Origin of the sequence: Lentzea sp. NPDC003310 (assembly GCF_040610935.1) — a bacterium.
Classification (GTDB): Bacteria; Actinomycetota; Actinomycetes; order Mycobacteriales; family Pseudonocardiaceae; genus Lentzea.
This window is the reverse complement of record NZ_JBEXNC010000023.1, coordinates 25,266-44,466: the sequence shown is the minus strand read 5'-3', so window position 1 is coordinate 44,466 and position 19,201 is coordinate 25,266. Positions and strand designations below refer to the sequence as shown.

At 71.3% G+C, this 19,201-nt stretch carries 15 protein-coding genes; 4 read left to right on the top strand and 11 right to left on the bottom strand.

What is annotated here, in order from left to right:
* Positions 1–8 precede the first annotated feature (8 nt).
* The gene (locus ABZX02_RS37525) at positions 9–2,264 is read left to right on the top strand and encodes a cellulase family glycosylhydrolase (protein ID WP_355305772.1); all 2,256 of its coding nucleotides are present in this window, start codon (positions 9–11) and stop codon (positions 2,262–2,264) included.
* A gap of 142 nt (positions 2,265–2,406) precedes the next feature.
* Complete coding sequence (locus ABZX02_RS37520; RefSeq protein WP_355305770.1) at positions 2,407–5,469, top strand: family 78 glycoside hydrolase catalytic domain; 3,063 nt, start codon at positions 2,407–2,409, stop codon at positions 5,467–5,469.
* A gap of 5 nt (positions 5,470–5,474) precedes the next feature.
* Here the strand turns inward: ABZX02_RS37520 and ABZX02_RS37515 are convergent, their stop codons facing one another.
* Positions 5,475–6,404 carry a DUF1295 domain-containing protein gene (locus ABZX02_RS37515; protein WP_355305768.1) on the bottom strand — a complete coding sequence of 310 codons (930 nt, stop codon included), beginning with the start codon at positions 6,402–6,404 and terminating at the stop codon, positions 5,475–5,477.
* 62 nt (positions 6,405–6,466) lie between these two features.
* On the opposite strand from ABZX02_RS37515, the gene ABZX02_RS37510 reads away from it, so the two are divergent.
* Positions 6,467–7,039 carry a QsdR family transcriptional regulator gene (locus tag ABZX02_RS37510; protein WP_355305766.1) on the top strand — a complete coding sequence of 191 codons (573 nt, stop codon included), beginning with the start codon at positions 6,467–6,469 and terminating at the stop codon, positions 7,037–7,039.
* On the opposite strand, the gene ABZX02_RS37505 is transcribed toward ABZX02_RS37510, so the two are convergent.
* Complete coding sequence (locus tag ABZX02_RS37505) at positions 7,036–7,560, bottom strand: hypothetical protein (RefSeq protein ID WP_355305764.1); 525 nt, start codon at positions 7,558–7,560, stop codon at positions 7,036–7,038. The two genes, ABZX02_RS37510 and ABZX02_RS37505, sit on opposite strands and share 4 nt — an antisense overlap.
* 77 nt (positions 7,561–7,637) lie before the next feature.
* Between ABZX02_RS37505 and ABZX02_RS37500 the strand changes: the two genes are divergently transcribed.
* On the top strand, positions 7,638–8,075 hold the full coding sequence (locus ABZX02_RS37500) for a MarR family transcriptional regulator (RefSeq protein WP_355305762.1): 438 nt from the start codon (positions 7,638–7,640) through the stop codon (positions 8,073–8,075).
* 4 nt (positions 8,076–8,079) lie between these two features.
* On the opposite strand, the gene ABZX02_RS37495 is transcribed toward ABZX02_RS37500, so the two are convergent.
* The 9 genes from ABZX02_RS37495 to ABZX02_RS37455 all read right to left on the bottom strand — a co-directional run bounded on the left by ABZX02_RS37495 (position 8,080) and on the right by ABZX02_RS37455 (position 19,154).
* On the bottom strand, positions 8,080–9,561 hold the full coding sequence (locus ABZX02_RS37495; RefSeq protein WP_355305760.1) for a glycoside hydrolase family 43 protein: 1,482 nt from the start codon (positions 9,559–9,561) through the stop codon (positions 8,080–8,082).
* A 238-nt stretch (positions 9,562–9,799) separates the two neighbouring features.
* Positions 9,800–11,098: a rhamnulokinase family protein gene (locus ABZX02_RS37490; protein ID WP_355305758.1), complete on the bottom strand. Its 1,299-nt coding sequence runs from the start codon at positions 11,096–11,098 to the stop codon at positions 9,800–9,802.
* Positions 11,095–13,119, bottom strand: a complete 2,025-nt coding sequence (locus tag ABZX02_RS37485; protein ID WP_355305756.1) for a bifunctional aldolase/short-chain dehydrogenase — start codon at positions 13,117–13,119, stop codon at positions 11,095–11,097. The genes ABZX02_RS37490 and ABZX02_RS37485 overlap by 4 nt, the downstream gene beginning before the upstream one ends.
* Positions 13,119–14,273: an L-rhamnose isomerase gene (rhaI, locus tag ABZX02_RS37480; RefSeq protein WP_355305754.1), complete on the bottom strand. Its 1,155-nt coding sequence runs from the start codon at positions 14,271–14,273 to the stop codon at positions 13,119–13,121. Before rhaI ends, ABZX02_RS37485 begins: the two co-directional genes overlap by 1 nt.
* An 18-nt stretch (positions 14,274–14,291) precedes the next feature.
* Positions 14,292–14,603 carry an L-rhamnose mutarotase gene (locus ABZX02_RS37475; protein ID WP_355305752.1) on the bottom strand — a complete coding sequence of 104 codons (312 nt, stop codon included), beginning with the start codon at positions 14,601–14,603 and terminating at the stop codon, positions 14,292–14,294.
* 1 nt (position 14,604) lies between these two features.
* On the bottom strand, positions 14,605–15,666 hold the full coding sequence (gene rhaS, locus ABZX02_RS37470) for a rhamnose ABC transporter substrate-binding protein (protein WP_355305750.1): 1,062 nt from the start codon (positions 15,664–15,666) through the stop codon (positions 14,605–14,607).
* Positions 15,663–16,622, bottom strand: coding sequence for an ABC transporter permease (locus tag ABZX02_RS37465; RefSeq protein WP_355305748.1), 960 nt, complete (start codon positions 16,620–16,622; stop codon positions 15,663–15,665). Before ABZX02_RS37465 ends, rhaS begins: the two co-directional genes overlap by 4 nt.
* Positions 16,615–17,658 (bottom strand): ABC transporter permease, encoded by a 1,044-nt coding sequence (locus ABZX02_RS37460; protein WP_355305746.1) that lies wholly within the window; start codon positions 17,656–17,658, stop codon positions 16,615–16,617. Before ABZX02_RS37460 ends, ABZX02_RS37465 begins: the two co-directional genes overlap by 8 nt.
* Positions 17,655–19,154, bottom strand: coding sequence for a sugar ABC transporter ATP-binding protein (locus tag ABZX02_RS37455; protein WP_355305744.1), 1,500 nt, complete (start codon positions 19,152–19,154; stop codon positions 17,655–17,657). Before ABZX02_RS37455 ends, ABZX02_RS37460 begins: the two co-directional genes overlap by 4 nt.
* Positions 19,155–19,201: the final 47 nt, after the last annotated feature.

Genomic DNA, 19,201 nt, shown 5'->3' with positions numbered 1-19,201 from the left:
AGGTCGTTGTGCTGTCGAGATTCCTCCGCGCGGTGGTGGCCGCCCTGGTGCTGGTGGCCTGCGTGGTCGCCACACCCGCGGCCGCCGCCGCACCCACCCGGATCATGGCGCTCGGTGACTCGATCACCGGCTCGCCGGGGTGCTGGCGGGCGTTGCTCTGGAAACACCTGCGGGACACCGGGCACACCGACGTCGACTTCGTCGGCACGCTGCCCGGCGACGGCTGCGGCTTCACCTACGACGGCGAGCACGACGGCCACGGCGGGTACCTCGCGACGAACATCGCGCGGGACAACCAGCTGCCCGGCTGGCTCGCCTCGGCGCGGCCGGACGTCGTGCTCATGCACCTCGGCACCAACGACGTGTGGAGCAACATCCCCGCGAGCACGATCCTCAACGCCTACACGACGTTGCTCGGCCAGATGCGGGCGAGCAACCCAGCCGTGAAGCTCGTGGTCGCGCAGATCATCCCGATGACCCCGGCGAACTGCTCCGCGTGCGGGCAGCGGGTCGTCGACCTGAACAGCGCGATCCCCGGCTGGGCGCGGGCCAACAGCACCACGGCCTCGCCGATCACCGTGGTCGACCAGTGGACCGGCTTCGACACCGCGACCGACACCACCGACGGCGTGCACCCCAACGGGGGCACGGGCATCCAGAAGATGGAGAGCCGCTGGTACCCGGCGGTCGTGGCCGCGCTCGGGAACCAGCCGGCCGCGACGGGCCTGCGCGTCGACGGCACGCGGGTCGTCGAGGCGAACGGCACGCCGTTCGTGATGCGCGGCGTCAACCACGCGCACGTCTGGTACCAGTCGCAGACCAGGGCGTTCGCGGACATCAAGTCCTTCGGCGCCAACACGGTCCGCGTCGTGCTCGGCAGCGGCCAGCGGTGGGGACCGACCCCGGCTTCGGAGGTGTCGACCGTCATCGGGCTGTGCAAGCAGAACAAGCTGATCTGCGTGCTGGAGGTCCACGACACCACCGGGTACGGCGAGCAGAGCGGCGCGGCGACCCTCGACCAGGCCGCGAGCTACTGGATCAGCGTCGCCAGCGCGTTGCAGGGCCAGGAGAACTACGTGGTCATCAACCTGGGCAACGAGCCGTTCGGCAACAACGCCCAGACCAGTGCCACCTGGGCGAGCGCGACGAGCAGCGCGATCAGCCGGTTGCGCGGGGCCGGGTTGCAGCACCTGCTGATGGCGGACGCCCCGATGTGGGGCCAGGACTGGGGCAACATCATGCGCGACAACGCGGCGTCGGTGCTCAACGCCGACCCGCAGCGCAACACGGTGTTCTCCGTCCACATGTACGGCGTCTACAACACGGCGGACAAGGTCAACGCCTACTTCGACGCGTTCCGGACGGCCGGTCTGCCGCTGGTGGTCGGCGAGTTCGGGCACAACCACAGCGACGGCGACCCCGACGAGGACACGATCCTCGCCCAGGCGCAGGCCCGCGGGCTCGGGTACCTCGGCTGGTCGTGGAGCGGCAACAGCAGCGACGTCGGCTACCTCGACATGGTCAACTCGTTCAACCCGGCGAGCCTCACCTCGTGGGGCGAGCGGATCCTCAACGGCGCCAACGGGATCCGGCAGACGTCGAAGGAGGCCACGATCTACGGCGGGGGCGGTCCCGCCGACACCCAGCCGCCGTCCACGCCGGGCACCCCGGCGGCGTCGGGCGTGACGTCCTCCGGCCTCACGCTGAGCTGGGCGGCGTCGACCGACAACGTCGGCGTCACCGGGTACGACGTGTTCCGCGCGGTCGGCAGCGGGTCGTTCGCCCAGGCCGGGTCCTCCGCGACGACCTCGTTCACCGACAGCGGCCTCAGCCCGTCCACCACGTACCGATACCAGGTGCGGGCGAAGGACGCCGCCGGCAACGTCTCGGCCACCTCGGGCACCGCGTCGGCGACGACCGGGGCCGGCGGCGGCACGGGGGCGTGCAGGGTCGGCTACTCCGCGCAGAACTGGGGCGGTGGCAACGGTTTCACCGCGAGCATCGCCATCACGAACACCGGCACCACCGCGCTCAACGGCTGGACACTGGCCTTCAGCTTCGCGAACGGCCAGGGCGTGACCCTGCCGGGGTGGGGAGCGACGTTCGCCCAGTCCGGCGCGGCCGTCACCGCGACCAACCTGAGCTGGAACGGCGCTCTCGCGCCGAACGCCTCGACGACGATCGGGTTCAACGGCACGTTCAACGGGACCAACCCGGCGCCGTCGTCGTTCACGCTCAACGGGAGCACCTGCACGACCGCGTGACCTCTGCTTTAAACGATTCAACAGGCTGTCCGATTGCGGACAGCCTGTTGTCGTCTTGCTTGACACATCTCGCCACCTCCCACCACGCTGGGCCCGCCGCCGTGATTGAAACGTTTCATCCAGCGACGAAGGTGGAGACGACGTGCGCAGACGGGTGTTCCTCAGGACGTCGGCGGTCGGGCTGACCGCCACCGCACTGCCGGTCGGCGTGGCGCACGCCGGACCGGAGGAACGGGCAGGTGGGATGCGCGTGGTGCGCACGACCGTGGAGTACGCGGAGACGCTGCTCGGCACGGACGTCACCGCGCCCCGCCTCGCCTGGGTGCTCGAGGCCGGCGGCACGGGCGCCCGGCAGACCGCCTACCAGGTCGAGGTCGGCACCGCGCCCGGCCGGGCCGACGTCTGGCAGAGCGGCAAGGTCGGCTCGGACCGCACGACCGGGATCCCGTTCGCGGGCAAGGAGCTGCGGCCGCGCACCCGCTACCACTGGCGCGTGCGGGTGTGGGACGGCGCGAACCGTCCGTCGGCGTGGAGCACCACCAACTGGTGGGAGACCGCGCTGCTCGGCACGCCGTGGCAGGCGAAGTGGATCGGCGCCGAGGACACGGCGATCGCCTTCACCGGCGCGCGCTGGATCTGGTCCGCCACCACCCCGGCCGAGAGCCGCTGGTTCCGCACGGCGGTCGACCTCCCGGCGGACGCCGTGCGCGCCCGGCTCGTCGCGACCGCCGACGACGACTTCACGTTGCACGTCAACGGGTCCGAGGTGCTGCACGTGCCGGAGCAGGTCGACGTGTGGAAGGTCGGGCAACGCGCGGACGTGACCCGCCTCGCGGGCCGGCGGATCGTGCTGTCCGCCCGTGCCACCAACAGGTCGGCCGGACCGGCCGGGTTCCTGCTGCGCCTGCTGGTCGACCTGCCGGACGGTCAGCGCGAGGTCGTCACCGGCCCCGGCTGGAAGGTCGCCGAGACCGAGCAGCCCGGCTGGCAGGCACCGGACTTCGACGACTCGGCGTGGAGCCCGGCGACCGTGCTCGACCCGTACGGCCAGGGCCCGTGGGGCGCGAACGTCACGGTGAAGGAGCAGCCCGCGCCGTTGCTGCGCACGGAGTTCGGCCTGGACAAGCCGGTGCGCCGGGCCCGCCTGCACGTCAGCGGGCTCGCCTACCACGAGACGGAGATCAACGGCCGCCGCGTCGGCGACCGCGTGCTGGACCCCGGCTTCACCGACTACGACCACACCGTCCTCTACGCGACGCACGACGTCACCGACCTGGTGCGGCGCGGCCGCAACGCGATCGGCGTGACGCTCGGCCGCGGTTTCTACGGCATGAAGACCCCGAACGTCTGGCGGTGGGAGCGCCCGCCGTGGCACGACGAGCCGAAACTGCTGGCGCAGCTGGAGATCGACCACCCCGACGGCACCCGCACGACCATCGCCTCCGACGACCGGTGGCGCCTGACCGACGGTCCGACGGTGTCGAACTCGCTCTACACCGGCGAGACCTACGACGCCCGGCTGGCACCGCGCGACTGGACGAAACCGGGGTTCGACGACAGCACGTGGTCACGCGCGTCCGTCCGCCCGGCTCCGAAGGGCACGCTGAAAGCCCAGGAGCACGAACCGATCCGCGTGGTGGAGTCGGTGACGCCGACGGTGAGCACACTCCGGCCCGGCGTGTTCGTGGCGGACATGGGACGCACGATGTCGGGCTGGACCCAGCTCACCGTCGACGCGCCCGCGGGCACCGTGGTGCGGCTCAAGCACGGCGAGACGCTGAACTCCGACGGCAGCGTCCGCATGGAGAACGGGCACGTCAGCGGCGGCCGGATCCAGCTCGACGAGTACGTCTGCGCGGGCGGCGCGGCCACGTGGGAACCGAAGTTCTCCTACAAGGGCTTCCGCTACGTCGAGGTGACCGGCCTGACGACCGCGCCGCGGCTCGTCGGCAGGGTCGTGCACTCGGACGTGCCGCGCGTCAGCACGTTCCGCTGCTCCGAGCCGCTGTTCGAGCAGTACGACGCGGCGATGCGCCGCACCGTCGCGAACAACCTGCACGGCATCCCCACCGACACCCCGACCTACGAGAAGAACGGCTGGACCGGTGACGCCCAGGTCGGAGCTCCGTCGATGCTCGCCGAGTTCGGGATGGCGCGGTTCTTCACCAAGTGGCTCGGCGACCTCGCGGACAGCCAGGACGCCGCGGGCCAGCTCCCGGTGATCGTGCCGAGCGGCGGCTGGGGCTACCGCGAGCTGGCGCCCGCTCCGGAGTGGACGACCGTGTACCCGTTCGTGCTGCGGGAGATGTACCGGATCTACGGCGACGACCGCCTGCCGCTGCGGCACTGGCCGGTGCTCACCCGGTACCTGGACTGGGAGATCGGCAGGCTGCGCGACGGCCTCGCCGTCACCGCGCTGGGCGACTTCCTGCCACCGGACTCCGGGGGCATCCCGCCCGAGGACACGCGGCTGACCGCGACCGCGTACCTCTACCGCGCCCTGCTGCACACCGCCGAACTCGGTGACGTGATCGGGAAACCCGTGCCGCACTACCGCGCGGTCGCCGCACAGTTGCTGACAGCGTTCAACGACGCGTTCCTCGACGGCTACTACCGGACCGCTCGCGACCCCGGCTACCGGCAGACGTCCAACGCCGTCCCGCTCGCGTTCGGCATGGTGCCCGCCGGGTCCGTCCAGGCCGTCGCGGACCGGCTGGCGAGCGAGATCCGGGCCAACGGCAACCACGTCGACGTCGGCTGCCTCGGCGCCAGCGTGCTGCTGCAGGCGTTGGGGGACAACGGACACGCCGACGTGGCCCACGCGGTGGCCACCGAGCGGTCGTACCCGAGCTGGGGCCACTGGTTCGCGAACGGTGCCGACACCATGTGGGAGATGTGGGACACCGGCACCCGGTCGCGCAACCACTACTTCAAGGGCACGGTCGTGCAGTGGCTGTACGAGAACGTGGCGGGGTTGCGGCCGGGGGACGCGGGCTACCGCACGTTCGTCGTCCGGCCGGCCACGGCCGCGCTGTCCTGGGCGCGGATGGAGTTCGAGAGCGTGCGCGGGCGCATTGTGGTGGCGTGGACCAAGGTCGACGGGGTGGTGCGGCTGACCGTGGAGGTGCCGGTGGGGTCGACGGCCGAGGTGCACGTGCCCGGCGGCACCGTGGTGAAGGTGCCGCACGGGAGGTGGACGTTCTGAGGGCGTCAGCCAGTCGTGCGCCCGGCTGACCCGCTCGGCACCTTGACCGGGCCGGGGAAGAACATGTTCGTGGTGGCCTGGTACCGCGCGTAGTCGGGCCGCTTGCGCACGCTGTAGTACTCGGCGGGCCGGGCGCCGGTGTGCTTGGTGAGCGTGACGAACAGCGTCCACGACACCAGGAACAGGCCCGCGACCAGCACGAGCGAGGTCGCGGTGATCCGGCCCGGCAGCGACGGGAGCGCTGCCAGCACGAGGGCGTTCCACTGCATCCACTGGAAGAAGTAGTTGGGGTGCCTGCTGTACCGCCACAACCCGCGGTCGCAGGTGCCCCGCTCGCCGGACGCCGCGAACCGCTGCTTCTGCCGGTCCGCCACCGACTCGAGCACGTACGACACGGCCCACAGGCCCAGCGCGACCCAGGACCACGAGGACGGCCGGGAATCGGCCGCGACGAGGAAGGTGGGCACGGCGAGCACCGACGCGTTCGCGAGGCCCTGCAACCAGATCTCGTACTGGACGGACACCGCCTCGCTGCGGAACCCCTGCCGCTCCCAGCGCCGCCGCTGGTACCGGTAGCGGGGCAGCTCGGCCTTGGGCGCGCCGGGCTTCCACCACCCGTGCCTGATCGTCATGACCAGGCTCCACAACCCCATCCGCGCGCCCATGACGAGGTAGGCGACCGCGATCGCGACGGTGACGGCGTTCAACTCAGGTGCGGTGACGAGGGTGACCACGCCGATGCCCACCAGCCCCCACGGCCACGCCACGTCGACGTACGACACGTGCCGCGTGAGGTGCCCCGGCACGGCCGCCAGGACCGTGAACAGCACGACCTGCACCACGAGGTTCCACCGCGCGGCCCCCGCGGTGGCCGGGTCCAGCAGCAACGCGACCGCGACCAGCACGAACGGCAGCACCGCCCAGACTCGCCGCATGGCGGTCCTCCTCGGCCTGGTGAGACATTCCGTCTGATTGTCTCAGGTGAGACACTTTATACATGCTGTCTCACGCCGCGACCAACGTGAACCTGGCCACCGAGCCCGAGGTGGACCCGGTCATCGCCCTCGCGCTGCGGCAGTTCCTCCGCGACGGCCGCATCGACATGGGGGAGCTCGCCACCTCGGCGGGCATCGGCCGCGCCACGCTCTACCGCCGCTTCGGCGACCGCGACCGCGTCCTGGGCGAGGTGCTGTGGGCGATCACGCACCGGGCGTGGGTGAGGCTGTGGCAGGCCAGTCCGCGGCGGGGGATGGCACGCGTGGTCGCCGTGCTGGACCAGGCGATGCGCGACACCGTCGCCATGCCCGCGCTGCGGTCGCTGCTCGAACGCGACCCGGAGACGGCGTTGCGGGTGCTGACCTCCCAGCGCGGGGTGGTGCAGCACCGGCTGGTGAGCGGGCTGGCCGAGCTGATCGGCGCGGAGCGGGACAGGCCGTCGGAGATCCCGGTGACCAAGCTGGCCTACGCCGTGGTGCGGCTCGCCGAGTCGTTCTGCTACTCCGACGTCATCGCCGGGGCGCCGGCGGACATCGACACGGCCACCGAGATCATCCGCAAGCTCCTGGCCTAGTAGGTCGCCCCCGCTGTCGCGGCGAGGTCGTCCTGGTGGGCGCGGACCTGGAAGACCTGCCGCACCACGCCGATCCACCAGATGAAGGTCAGTGCGATGACGGTCGGGTTCTTCAGGAACAGCAGCACCGCCAGGTAGGTCTGCCGGGCCGACTCCGGCAGCAGGCCGGACACCACGTGCTCGGCGAGGACCTCGAACACGGCGAACGCCGCGCCGAGGAAGCCGGCCTGCCACACCAGGCTGCGCCAGTGCCGCCGCGTGAAGTCCCGGGCCGCGCTCCAGCGCAACGTCAGCCCCCGCATCGCGATCCGCCACACGAGGACCACGAGGGCGAGTCGTGTCGCCAGCACCACGACCTCGGACGCCGTCGCGAGGGCGGAGGGGATCTCGTCGGTCCAGTTCACGACGATCAGCCGCTGAACCGACGCCACCGCCGACAGTCCCACCACCATGACCAGGTGGCGGGTGTAGAGGCGCCAGGTCCACCTCGGTACTTCCAGGGCCAGTCCGAACTCGCTCACGGTTCCCCCAAATGCTTCAGTCGACTGAATGATTTAGTTCAGCATACTGAAATATTTGGTCCGGTAAAGTGGCGGTCGTGGAAGAGCGAGACGCCGGACGCGCCCTGAGCACCGCCGTGGTGGCGTTCCACGAGGCGGTGGGCGCCAGCCTCGGCGTGACCGCCGTCGACCAGCGCGCGCTCGCCGTGATCGCGGGGGCGGGGTCGGTGTCCGCGGGCCAGCTGGCCAAGGAGATCGGCCTGACCCCGGGCGCGGTCACCGGGGTGGTCGACCGGCTCGAGAGGGCGGGGCTCGCCCGGCGCGAACCGGATCCCGCCGACCGGCGGCGCCTGGTGATCACCGCCGTCCCCGGCGCGTTCGGGGACGCGTTCGCGGGGCTCGGCAAGGCCATGGCCGAGCTGGGGGAGCGCTACTCGCCCGAGGAGCGGGCGGTGATCGCCGACTGGGTCGCGCGCACGATCGAGGTGCTGCGCGAACAGACTCGCATCGTCAACGCGCGACCCTCACGGCGTTAGCGGGTCAGCGGTGCGCGACGGCGAAGTCGTCGAACGCCGCGCCGGTGTTGAACACTCGCACACCGTTGGCGCCGCTGGAGAAGCTGGTGTCGGTCACCGAGATATTCGGCGTGGTCATGTCGCCGACGTACACCTTGATCGCCGACCCGATCGCCTCCACCCGCAGGTGGTGCCGGGCGTTCGGCCGGACGGTCACCGGGGCCGACGCGAGCTGCGTCCAGTTGTTGTCGGCCTTGCCGAGCACGACGCGCCCGCTGCCGGTGACGCCCGCGTAGTAACCGCGGTAGGCGTCCGTGCCGGTGGTCGCGGCCGTCGCGCGGAACACCACGCCGCTGTCGCCGGACGCGGACCTCGGGACGACGGTCGCGTCCTGCACGAAGTCGGTGAAGTTCGTGTCCAGCAACGCCTTGCCGCCGAACGAGCTGCCGGTCTCGTACCGGCCGCCGCTCGCGGACCAGCTGCCGCCGTGCGTGGTCCAGCCGACGGCGTTGTCGTCGTCGAAGTCGTCCTGGACGCGCATGGTCACCGGCTGGATCGTGCCGTCGGCGTTGAAGGTCATCCGGTCGTAGGCCAGTTGCCGGTCGTTGGCGCCGGTGCGGCTGAGCGGGCGGCGGTGGTAGACGATGTACCAGATGTCGGTGCCCGGCACGTTGATCACCGAGTTGTGCCCCGAACCCCGTGCCACGGAGGGGTCCTGGGCCAGCACGCGGCTGATCTTGGTGAACGGGCCGGTGGGCGAGTCGGAGATCGCGTACGACACCGCGTAGTTCGGGCCGGTCCAGCCGTCCTCGGACCACATGAAGTAGTACTTGCCGCCGCGCTTGAACATCTGCGAGCCCTCGGTGAAGTTCGCCGGCGTGATCTCCTTGTAGATGCTGCCGTCGGCGAACCGGCCGAGGCTCGTCATGTCCTCGTTGAGCTTCACCACGTTCGCGTGGCCCCAGCCGCCGTAGTACATGTACGCCTGGCCGTCGTCGTCGATGAAGACGTCCTGGTCGATCGGCTGCGCGCCGTTGACGAACTGGCTGATCAACGGCTTGCCGATGGCGTCGCGGTACGGCCCCTCGGGCCGATCGGCGACCGCGACGCCGATGCCGCCGAGTTCCGAGTTGCTCTGGATGTCGTTGGCGCCGAAGTAGAGGTAGTACCTGCCGTTCCGCTCGACGGGGGCCGGTGCCCAGACCGCCCGGCGCGCCCACGAGACGTTCGCGGTGGTGAGGACGTCGGCGTGCTTGGTCCAGTGCACGAGGTCGGTCGAGGAGAACGCGTCGAGGTAGGTCTGCTGGTCGTACGGCCGCGATGCCGTGGGGAAGACCCAGTAGCGGTCGCCGTAGACCGCGACGTCCGGGTCGGCGTACCACCCGTCGACGAAGGGGTTGCCGGCCTCGGAGGTCGCGAAGTCGGGGACCGCCGCGGAGGACGCCACGGCGGGCACGCTGCCGAGCAGGGAGACGGCCAGGGCCGCCAAGACGATCTTCGACGTCACGTCTCGTCCAATCTGCAGGGATTACAACGTTGTAAACACGGTGCGCTTCGATCCAAACACTCGCTGCGCACGGCTGTCCAGGGCGTTAGGGCGGCCACTGGCGCCGGGTCAGGCGGGAACCCCGCCCACGCCGACGTCGCGCCCGGTTCTCGTGCCGTCGGACCGGACAGCGCTTCGACGTCGCGGCCGGTTCTCGTGCCGGCTGGACGAATCGCGGCACCGGCCGGGTTCTGGCGCGTCAGCGCGGCAGGTAGCGCCTCAGCGGCTGCGACCGCCGCACCAACTCCCGCAGATCGGCGAGCGTGCCGTGGACCGCGCCCACGGCACGCGCCTGCACCAGCACGTTGCCCAGCGCCGTCGCCTCGGCCGGTCCCGCCACGACGGGCAGGCCGCACGCGTCGGCGGTGAGCTGGCAGAGCAGCTCGTTGCGCGACCCGCCCCCGACGACGTGCACGACCTCGACCTCCTTGCCGGACAACCGTTGCGCGTCCAGCACGGCGTCGCGGTGCGCGAGCGCGAGACTGTCCAGGATGGACCGGACGACCTCCGGGCGCGTCAGGGACCGCCCGCAGAACCGCTCGATCCGGGCAGGCATGTCGCCGGGCGGCAGGAACGCCGGGTCGTTGGCGTCGAACACCGCGCCGCGCGCCGTGGCGGCCTCCGCCAGCAGCGGTGCCAGCTCGGCGTCCCACTCCCGCAGGCACTCCTGCAGCAGCCACAGGCCCATCACGTTGCGCAGGTAGCGGATCGTGCCGTCGACGCCGCCCTCGTTGGTGAAGTTGGCGGCCCGGCTCTCGGGGGTGAGCACGGGGAAGTCGAGCTCCACGCCGACCAGTGACCACGTGCCGCAGGAGATGTAGGCGAACCGGTCGCTCTCGGCGGGCACGGCGACGACGGCGGACGCGGTGTCGTGCGAGCCGACCGCGGTGACGGGCGTTCCCTTGAAGGTGCCCGCGGGGTCGCCGGGGCGGCGCAGGTCCGGGAGCAGACCGGGTGGGAGGTCGCGGGTCAGCTCGGCCGACCACCGTCCCGTCCGGACGTCGATCAGGCCGGTCGTGGTGGCGTTGGTGTACTCGGTGCCGCAGATCCCGGTCAGCCAGTAGGAGAGCAGGTCGGGGATGAGCAGGAGCCGGGACGCGCGGGGGAGCAGTGGTTCGGCCATGAGCTGGAACATCGTGTTGAACGGCTGGAACTGCAGCCCGTTGAGCTCGTACAGCCCGTCCGGCGGGGTGATGCCGTCGGTGCGGGAGTCGCGGTAGTGCACGGGGTTGCCCAGCAGCTCGCCGGACGCGTCGAGCAGGCCGTAGTCGACGGCCCAGCTGTCGACGCCGATGCTGGCGACGCTGCCCGCGCGTCGGAGCCCGCCCAGCACCTCGTGGTAGAGGGCGGGCAGGTCCCAGTGCAGGCGGTCGCCCCGGCGCACCGGCCCGTTGGGGAACCGGTGCACCTCCTCGACGTGCACGCCGCCGCCGGTGACGACGCCGCGCACCACCCGGCCGCTGGACGCGCCGAGGTCGACCGCCGCCACCGCCGTCATCGCAGGAACGCCGCGGCGACACCGGCGTCGACCGGCACGTGCAGGCCGGTCGTCAGCGAGAGGTCGCCCGCCGTCAGCGCGAACACCGCCGCCGCCACGTGTTCGGGCAGCACCTCGCGCTTGAGCAGGGTGCGCTGCGCGTAGAACGCGCCGAGCTCCTCCTCCGGCACCCCGTAGACGGCCGCGCGCTGGGCGCCCCAGCCCCCGGCGAAGATCCCGGAGCCGCGGACGACGCCGTCCGGGTTGACGCCGTTGACGCGGATGCCCGCCTCGCCCAGTTCCGCGGCGAGCAACCGGACCTGGTGCGCCTGGTTCGCCTTCGCCGCCCCGTACGCGACGTTGTTCGGGCCCGCGAAGACCGCGTTCTTGCTGGAGATATAGACGATGTCGCCGCCCATGCCCTGCGCGCGCATGACCTCGGCGGCCTGCTGCGACACCAGGAACGAGCCCTTGGCCATCACGTCGTGCTGCAGGTCCCAGTCGGCCTCGGTGGTCTCCGCGAGCGGCTTGGAGATCGACAGTCCGGCGTTGTTGACCACGAGGTCCACGCCGCCGAACGCCAGGACCGCCTCCCGGAACGCCTCGGCGATGCCCGCCGCGGACGTGACGTCCACGGTCACCGCCACCGCCACGTCCGGCGAACCGATGCCCTCGGCCACTTCCCTTGCCGCGTCACCGTTGCGGTCGGCCACGACGACGCACGCGCCCTCGGCCGCCAGCCGTTCGGCGACCGCGCGCCCGATGCCCGACCCGCCGCCGGTGACGAGCGCGACGCGGGTGGCGAGGGGCTTCGGCTTCGGCATGCGCCGCAGCTTCGCCTCCTCGAGCGACCAGTACTCGATGCGGAACTTCTCGCGCTCGTCGATCGGCGCGTACCGGGAGACCGACTCGGCGCCGCGCATGACGTTGACGGCGTTCACGTAGAACTCCCCGGCCACGCGCGCGGTCTGCTTGTCGCGGCCGAAGCTGAACATCCCGACGCCCGGCACGAGCACGATCGCCGGGTCCGCGCCGCGCATCGGCGGGCTGTCCGGCTCGGCGTGCCGGTCGTAGTAGGCGCGGTAGTCCTCCCGGTACGCCTGGTGCAGCTCCTTCAGGCGTGCCACGACGTCTGCGATCTCCGCCGTCGGCGGCAGGTCGAGCACCAGCGGCCGGACCTTCGTGCGCAGGAAGTGGTCCGGGCACGACGTGCCGAGGGCGGCCAGCTCCGCGTGCCGTTCCCGCGCCAGGAAGTCGAGCACCACCTCGGAGTCGGTGAAGTGCCCGACCTGCGGGCTGTCGGTCGAGGCCAGGCCGCGGACCACCGGTGCCAGCGCGGCGGCCCTGGCGCGGCGGTCCTCAGTGGACAGAGGTGCGTGCACCACCGGTCCGAACGGCTCCGCGCGGCCGTGTTCGGCGAGGTAGCGCTGCGCGGTCTCGATGATCTCCAGCGAGTGCGCCTCGCACTCCTCGCTGGTCGCGCCCCACGCCGTGATGCCGTGCCCGCCGAGGACCACACCGATCGCCTGCGGACGCTCCCGCCGGATCGCCGCGATGTCCAGTCCCAGCTGGAAACCCGGCCGCCGCCACGGCACCCACGCCACCCGGTCGCCGAAGCACGCCTTGACGAGCGCCTCGCCGTCCGCGGCCGTGGCGAACGCGATGCCCGCGTCCGGGTGCAGGTGGTCGACGTGCGCCGCGTCCACGAGCCCGTGCATGGCCGTGTCGATCGACGGCGCCGCGCCTCCCTTGCCGTGCAGGCAGAAGTCGAACGCGGCGACCATCTCGTCCTCGCGCTCGACGCCGGGGTAGACCTCGGTCAGCGCCCGCAGCCGGTCGAGCCGCAGCACCGCGAGCCCGGACTCCCGCAACGTGCCGAGGTCCCCGCCGGACCCCTTGACCCACAACAGCTCCACGGGCTGCCCGGTGACCGGGTCGGTCTCGGCGCCCTTGGCCGAGGTGTTCCCGCCCGCGTAGTTGGTGTTGCGCGGATCGGCGCCGAGCCGGTTGCTCCGCCCCAGCAGTGCTTCGACCTCGCCCATCACGCACCCCACCCGGCGGCCTCGCCACCGACTCGTTCCGCGACGATCCGCTCCGCGTACCCGGACCGCCGGTACGCGGCCATCGGATCGGGGTCCAGGCCCATGTCCTCGCGCAGCTCCCGCAGCAGCGGACGCACGTCGGTGTTGTAGGCGTCCATCAGCACGGCGTTGGCACCGAGCACGTCACCTGCCTGCTGCGCCTCCGCCAGCGCCGCGTGGTCGACCAGCAGCGCCTTCGCCGCGGCCTCCTGCACGTTGAGCACCGACCGGATGATCGCCGGGATCTTCGGCTCCAGGTTGTGGCACTGGTCGAGCATGAACGCGATCCCGGCGGCGGGCGCCAGCGCGTCCGCCAGCACGATCTCGTGCATGATCCGGAAGAGCTGGAACGGGTCCGCCGCCCCGACCATCAGGTCGTCGTCGGCGTAGAAGCGCGAGTTGAAGTCGAACGCGCCGAGCTTCCCGGCCCGCAGCAGGAACGACACGATGAACTCGATGTTCGTGCCCGGCGCGTGGTGCCCGGTGTCGATCACCACCTGCGCCCGGTCGCCCAGCGTCAGGCAGTGCGCGTACGCGGTGCCCCAGTCCGGCACGTCCGTGACGTAGAACGCGGGCTCGAAGAGCTTGTACTCCAGCAACATCCGCTGCTCGGCGCCGAGCCGGTCGTACGTCTCCCGCAACGCCTCGGCGAGCCGGTCCTGCCGGGCGCGGATGTTGTCCTGGCCCGGGTAGTTCAGGCCGTCGGCGAACCACAGCTTGAGGTCGCGCGAGCCCGTGGCGTCCATGATGTCGACGCACTCCAGCAGGTGCCCCAGGGCCTTGCGCCGCACCGCCGCGTCCGGGTGGCAGACGCTGCCGAGCTTGTAGTCGTCGTCCTGGAACACGTTGGAGTTGATGGCACCCAGCGCGACGCCGCGCTCCGCCGCGTACTCCGCGAGCTTGCCGTAGTCGTCGACCCGGTCCCACGGGATGTGCAGCGCGACGGTCGGCGCCACACCGGTGAGCTTGTGCACCACCGCGGCGTCGTCGATCTTCTCGAACGGTGTGCGCGGGACTCCCTGCTGCGCGAACACCTTGAACCGCGTGCCGGAGTTGCCGTACGCCCACGACGGCGTCTCGATCCGCTGCTGCCGCAACGCGTCTTTCACACTCATGTTCGTTCTCCCCAAAACTCAGTCGAGGTGGAAGACCTCGTCGAGGGGCCGCATCCGTTCGTCGGCGTTGCCGCCGCCGACGAAGAACTCCGCCATCTCGGCCTGCCAGCGCGCGTTGACCTCGGTGCGCGCCATCTCCGCGAGGGCCGCGTCGAAGTCGTCGCACTCGAGGTAGCCGACCAGCAGGCCGTCCTCGGCGAGGAAGAGTGAGTAGTTGTGCCAACCCGCCTCGGTGAGGGCTGCCCGCATCCGCGGCCACACGTCGCGGTGGCGCGCCCGGTACTCGTCGAGACGGTCCGGGCGCACCCGCAACGTGAAGCAGACGCGCATGTCAGAAGTCGAACTTGTCGATGTTGTCCTTGTCGAAGACCGTCGGCGGGCCGAGCACGACCTCGCCCTTGGCGCCCACGGTGTACTCGCCCAGGTCGCCCGCCTTGAACTTCTCGCCTTCGGCACCGGTGATCTGGCCGGACGCGAGCGCCGCGGCGGCGTAGGTCGCGAGCTGGCCCAGCTTGCTCGGGTCCCACAGCGCGAACGAGCCGGCGGTGCCGTCCTGCACGAACTTGCGCATCTGGTTCGGCGTGCCGAGACCGGTCACCTTGACCTTGCCCTTGTACTCCGACGAGCTGAGGTAGCGGGCGGCCGCCGCGACACCGACGGTGGTCGGCGAGATGATGCCCTTGAGATTCGGGTGCGCCTGCAGCAGACCCTGGGTCTTCTGGAACGACGTCTGGTCGTCGTCGTTGCCGTACGCGGTCTCCACCAGCTTCATGCCCGCGTACTCGGGCTTCGCGAGCTCGGTCTTCATGACCTCGATCCACGCGTTCTGGTTGGTGGCGTTGGGGGTCGCCGACAGGATCGCGATCTCACCGCTGGCGCCGATCGCCTCGGCCATCATCTTCACCTGCACGGCGGCGATCTCGTTGGACCGCGCCTGGTTGACGAAGATGTCGCGGGCGTCCGGCGCGGCGTCCGAGTCGAACGTGACGACCTTCAGACCCTGCGAGCGCGCGGTCTTCAGCGCGGGCGCGACGGCGTTGGCGTCGTTCGCGGAGATCACCAGCGCGTCCTGCTTCTGCTGCGCGGCGGTGTTGATGTAGGTGACCTGGGAGCTCGCCGCGGCGTCGGACGGACCGGTCGCCTTGACCTCGGCCTTGATCGCGGTGCCGGTGCTCTCCGCGCCCTTCTGCGCCACGGTGAAGTAGGGGTTGTTGACCTGCTTGGGCAGGAACGTGATCTTCAGGCCCTCCTTGAGGGCCGCGTTCGGGTCGCCCTTCGCGGCGTTGGTGGCGCCGCCGGTGTCACCGCCGGAGCTGTCCTTCGTGGTGCCACCGCAGGCGGTGAGCGCGACGGCCCCGGACATCACCAGGGCGAGCACTAGGCGTGTGTTCATGGCGTGGCCTTCCTTAGGTTTCCGACGCGTCGGGTGATCGAGGGGGCGAGAACGCTCACCAGGAGCAGCAGCCCGGTGACGATGGTGAGGACCTCGGTGGAGGTGTCCTGCAGGATCAGCAGGTTGCGCAGCCCGCCCAGCAGCAGCACGCCCGCGAGCACGCCGAAGAGCGTGCCCCTGCCGCCGAAGATGGACACCCCGCCGAGCAGCACGGCGGCGACGACGGCCAGTTCGAGCCCGAGCCCGTTGTCCGCGCGGGCGCTGGAGAAGCGGAACGTGTAGACGATGCCCGCGATCGCCGCGACCGCTCCGGCGAGCACGAACAGCGACAGCTTCACGCGCTTGACCCGGATGCCGGAGAAGCGCGCGCCCTCCTCGTTGGCGCCGATCGCGAAGACGGACCGGCCGAACGAGCTGGCGTGCAACGCGATGCCGAACAGCACGGCGAGGACCGCCGCCAGCAGGATCGGGTACGGGATGTTCGTGCCGGGCACCGGGGTGGTGCCGAACGCCGTGTAGCTCGCCGGGAAGTCCGCGACCGCCGTGTCGCCCAGGACCACGAGCGCGAGCCCGCGGTAGAGCGCCAGCGTGCCGATGGTGACCGCGAGAGACGGCAGGCCGAGCCGCGTGACGAGCAGCCCGTTGAACGCCCCGCACAGCGCGCCGGCGACGACCACGGTCGGCAGGATGGTCTCGAGCGGCCAGCCCGCGTTCCACAACCAGCCGATCAACGCGCTGGACAGGCCCAGCACCGACGCGACGGACAGGTCGATCTCGCCCGCGACGATCACCAGCGTGAGCGGGAGCGCGATGAGCGCGATCTCGCCGATGTCCAGGCCGAGGTAGAAGAGGTTGCCGCCGGACAGGAACGACCCGTCCGTGCCGACCTGGCCGGTCAGGGCGACGACGACGAGCAGGAACACCAGCGCGGTCTCCCACCGCAGGAGGTTACGCATGGCTGGTCCCTTCCGTGCGGCGCAAGGCCTTCGCGAGCCGCAGCGCCAGGAGGCGGTCGACGGTGATGGCGCTGAGCAACAACGCGCCGGAGATCGCCTGCTGCCAGAACGCCGGGATCTGCAGCACCACCAGGCAGCTGGTGATCGTGCCGAGCAGCAGGGCGCCGAGCGCGGCGCCGGCGACCGTGCCGGAGCCGCCGAAGATCGCGACGCCGCCGACTACGACGGCCGCGACGACCTGGAGCTCCAGTCCCGTGCCCGCGGCGGCGTCCACGGTGCCGTAGCGGGCCACCCACAACGCTCCGGCGAGGCCCGCGACGAGTCCGGAGAGGACGAACGTCGTCAGCGTGCGCTTCGCGACGGGGATGCCCGCGAGCGTCGCGGCCTCCGGGTTCGAGCCGATCGCGTAGAGCTCGCGGCCGGAGCGGTAGGAGCGCAGGTACACGGCCGCCACGACGATCACCACGAGGGTGATCAGCACGAGGACCGGGACGCCCGCGATCCGGCTGCTGCCGAGGTTCAGCAGCGCGTCGGGGAGGTTGGCGGCGTTGACCTGTTCGCCTTGCGCCAGCGCGTAGTCGACGCCGCGGAACACGTACAGCGTGCCGAGGGTGACGACGAGGCTCGGCACGTTGCCCAGGGCGACCAGCAGGCCGTTGAGCAGTCCGCACGCGAGGCCGACCGCGATGCCGAAGCCGATGCCCGCGACCAGCGGGGTGCCGGGGTTGTCGGCGAAGTGCTGCGCGGTCAGGAACGCGGACAGGCCGAGGACCGAGCCGACGGACAGGTCGACGTTGCGGGTGATCACGACGAGCGTCTGGCCCACCGCGAGCAGCGCGACGATCGAGGCGTTCAACGCGAGGTCGCGCAGGCTCTGCGGCTGGACGAACCTCGGGTTCACGATCGCCGTGGGGACGATGACGAGTGCGAGGGCGACGACGATGCCGAGTTCGCGGAAGCGGCCGACGCGGGTGGTGAGGCGGCGGGCGGCGGTGCGCTCGGCGGGGGCCGGAGGAGCGTCGAGCTGCGTCGTCACGGGCCCACCTGCCCCGCCGCGGCCAGCGCCACGCGTTCCTCGGTCGCCTCGGCCCGGTCGAGCTCCTCGACCAGCCGTCCCTCGTGCATCACGAGCACGCGGTCGGCCATGCCGAGCACCTCCGGCAGCTCCGACGAGATCATCAGCACCGCGACCCCCTGCCCGGCCAGCTCCGACAGCTTCCGGTGCACCTCGGCCTTGGTGCCGACGTCGATGCCGCGCGTCGGTTCGTCGACGATCAGCACGGAAGGCTTGCGCGCCAGCCACTTCGCGAGCACGACCTTCTGCTGGTTGCCGCCGGACAGCACGCCGACGGGGTCGCTCAGCCTCGCGAACTTGAGTTGCAGCTTGACCGCCCAGTCCTGCGCCAGCGCGCTTTCCGAACGCCGGCGCAGCAGCCCGAACGTCGACAGGCGGCCCAGCGAGGCGAGCGCGGTGTTGCGTTCGATGGACGCGTCCATCACGAGCCCCTGCTGGCGGCGGTCCTCGGGCACGAATCCGATGCCCGCCGCCATCGCGGCGGTGGGGGAGCCGTACTTCAGCTTGCGGCCGCGCACGTGGACGGACCCCGCGTCGGGGCGGTCGATGCCGAAGACCGCGCGGGCCACCTCGCTGCGGCCGGCGCCGACCAGTCCGGACAGGGCCACGATCTCGCCGGCCCGCACGTCGAACGACACGTCGGTGAACACCCCTTCGCGGGTCAGGCGCCGCACCGAGAGCAGCACCTCGCCCGCGGTCGTGTCCTCCTTGGGGAAGAGCTGCGAGAGCTCGCGGCCGACCATGCGGCGCACCAGGGAGTCCGGCGTCTCGCCGGTCAGCTCGCCGGACCAGACGAACTCGCCGTCGCGCAGCACGGTGGCGCGCTGGCACAGGTCGAAGACCTCGCCGAGCCGGTGCGAGACGAACAGCACGGCGGCGTCCTGCTCGCGCAACGCCCGCACCACACCGAAGAGCCGCTGGACCTCGTGGTCGGACAGGGCGGCGGTCGGTTCGTCCATCACGATCACGCGGGCGTCGAACGACAGCGCCTTCGCGATCTCGACCAGCTGCTGGTCCGCAATGGACAGTCCGCGCGCCGGGCGGGCCGGGTCGAGCCGGACCCCCAGGCGGGAGAACAGCTCCGCGGTGCGGGCGTGCATCCGCGCGACGTCGATGCGGCGGCCGAAGCCGAGCGGCTGGCGGCCCATGAACACGTTCTCGGCCACCGACAGGTCACCGAACAGCGTCGGTTCCTGGTAGATGATCGCGATGCCCGCGGCCAGCGCGTCGGCCGGACCGGAGAAGCGTTGTGGCGAACCGTCCACCAGCACCTGACCGGAGTCCGGGCGGTGCACCCCGGCCAGCGTCTTGATCAGCGTCGACTTGCCGGCGCCGTTCTCGCCGAGCAACGCGTGGGCCTCGCCGGGGAGCAGGCGCAGCGACACCCCGGACAGCGCGCGGACGGCGCCGAAGGACTTGCTCACCTCGTCCAGTGCCACCACCGGAGGTCGGTCCACGTCCGTCTCCTCGATGTTGAAACGTTTTAACGACTGAGTTACGAGAA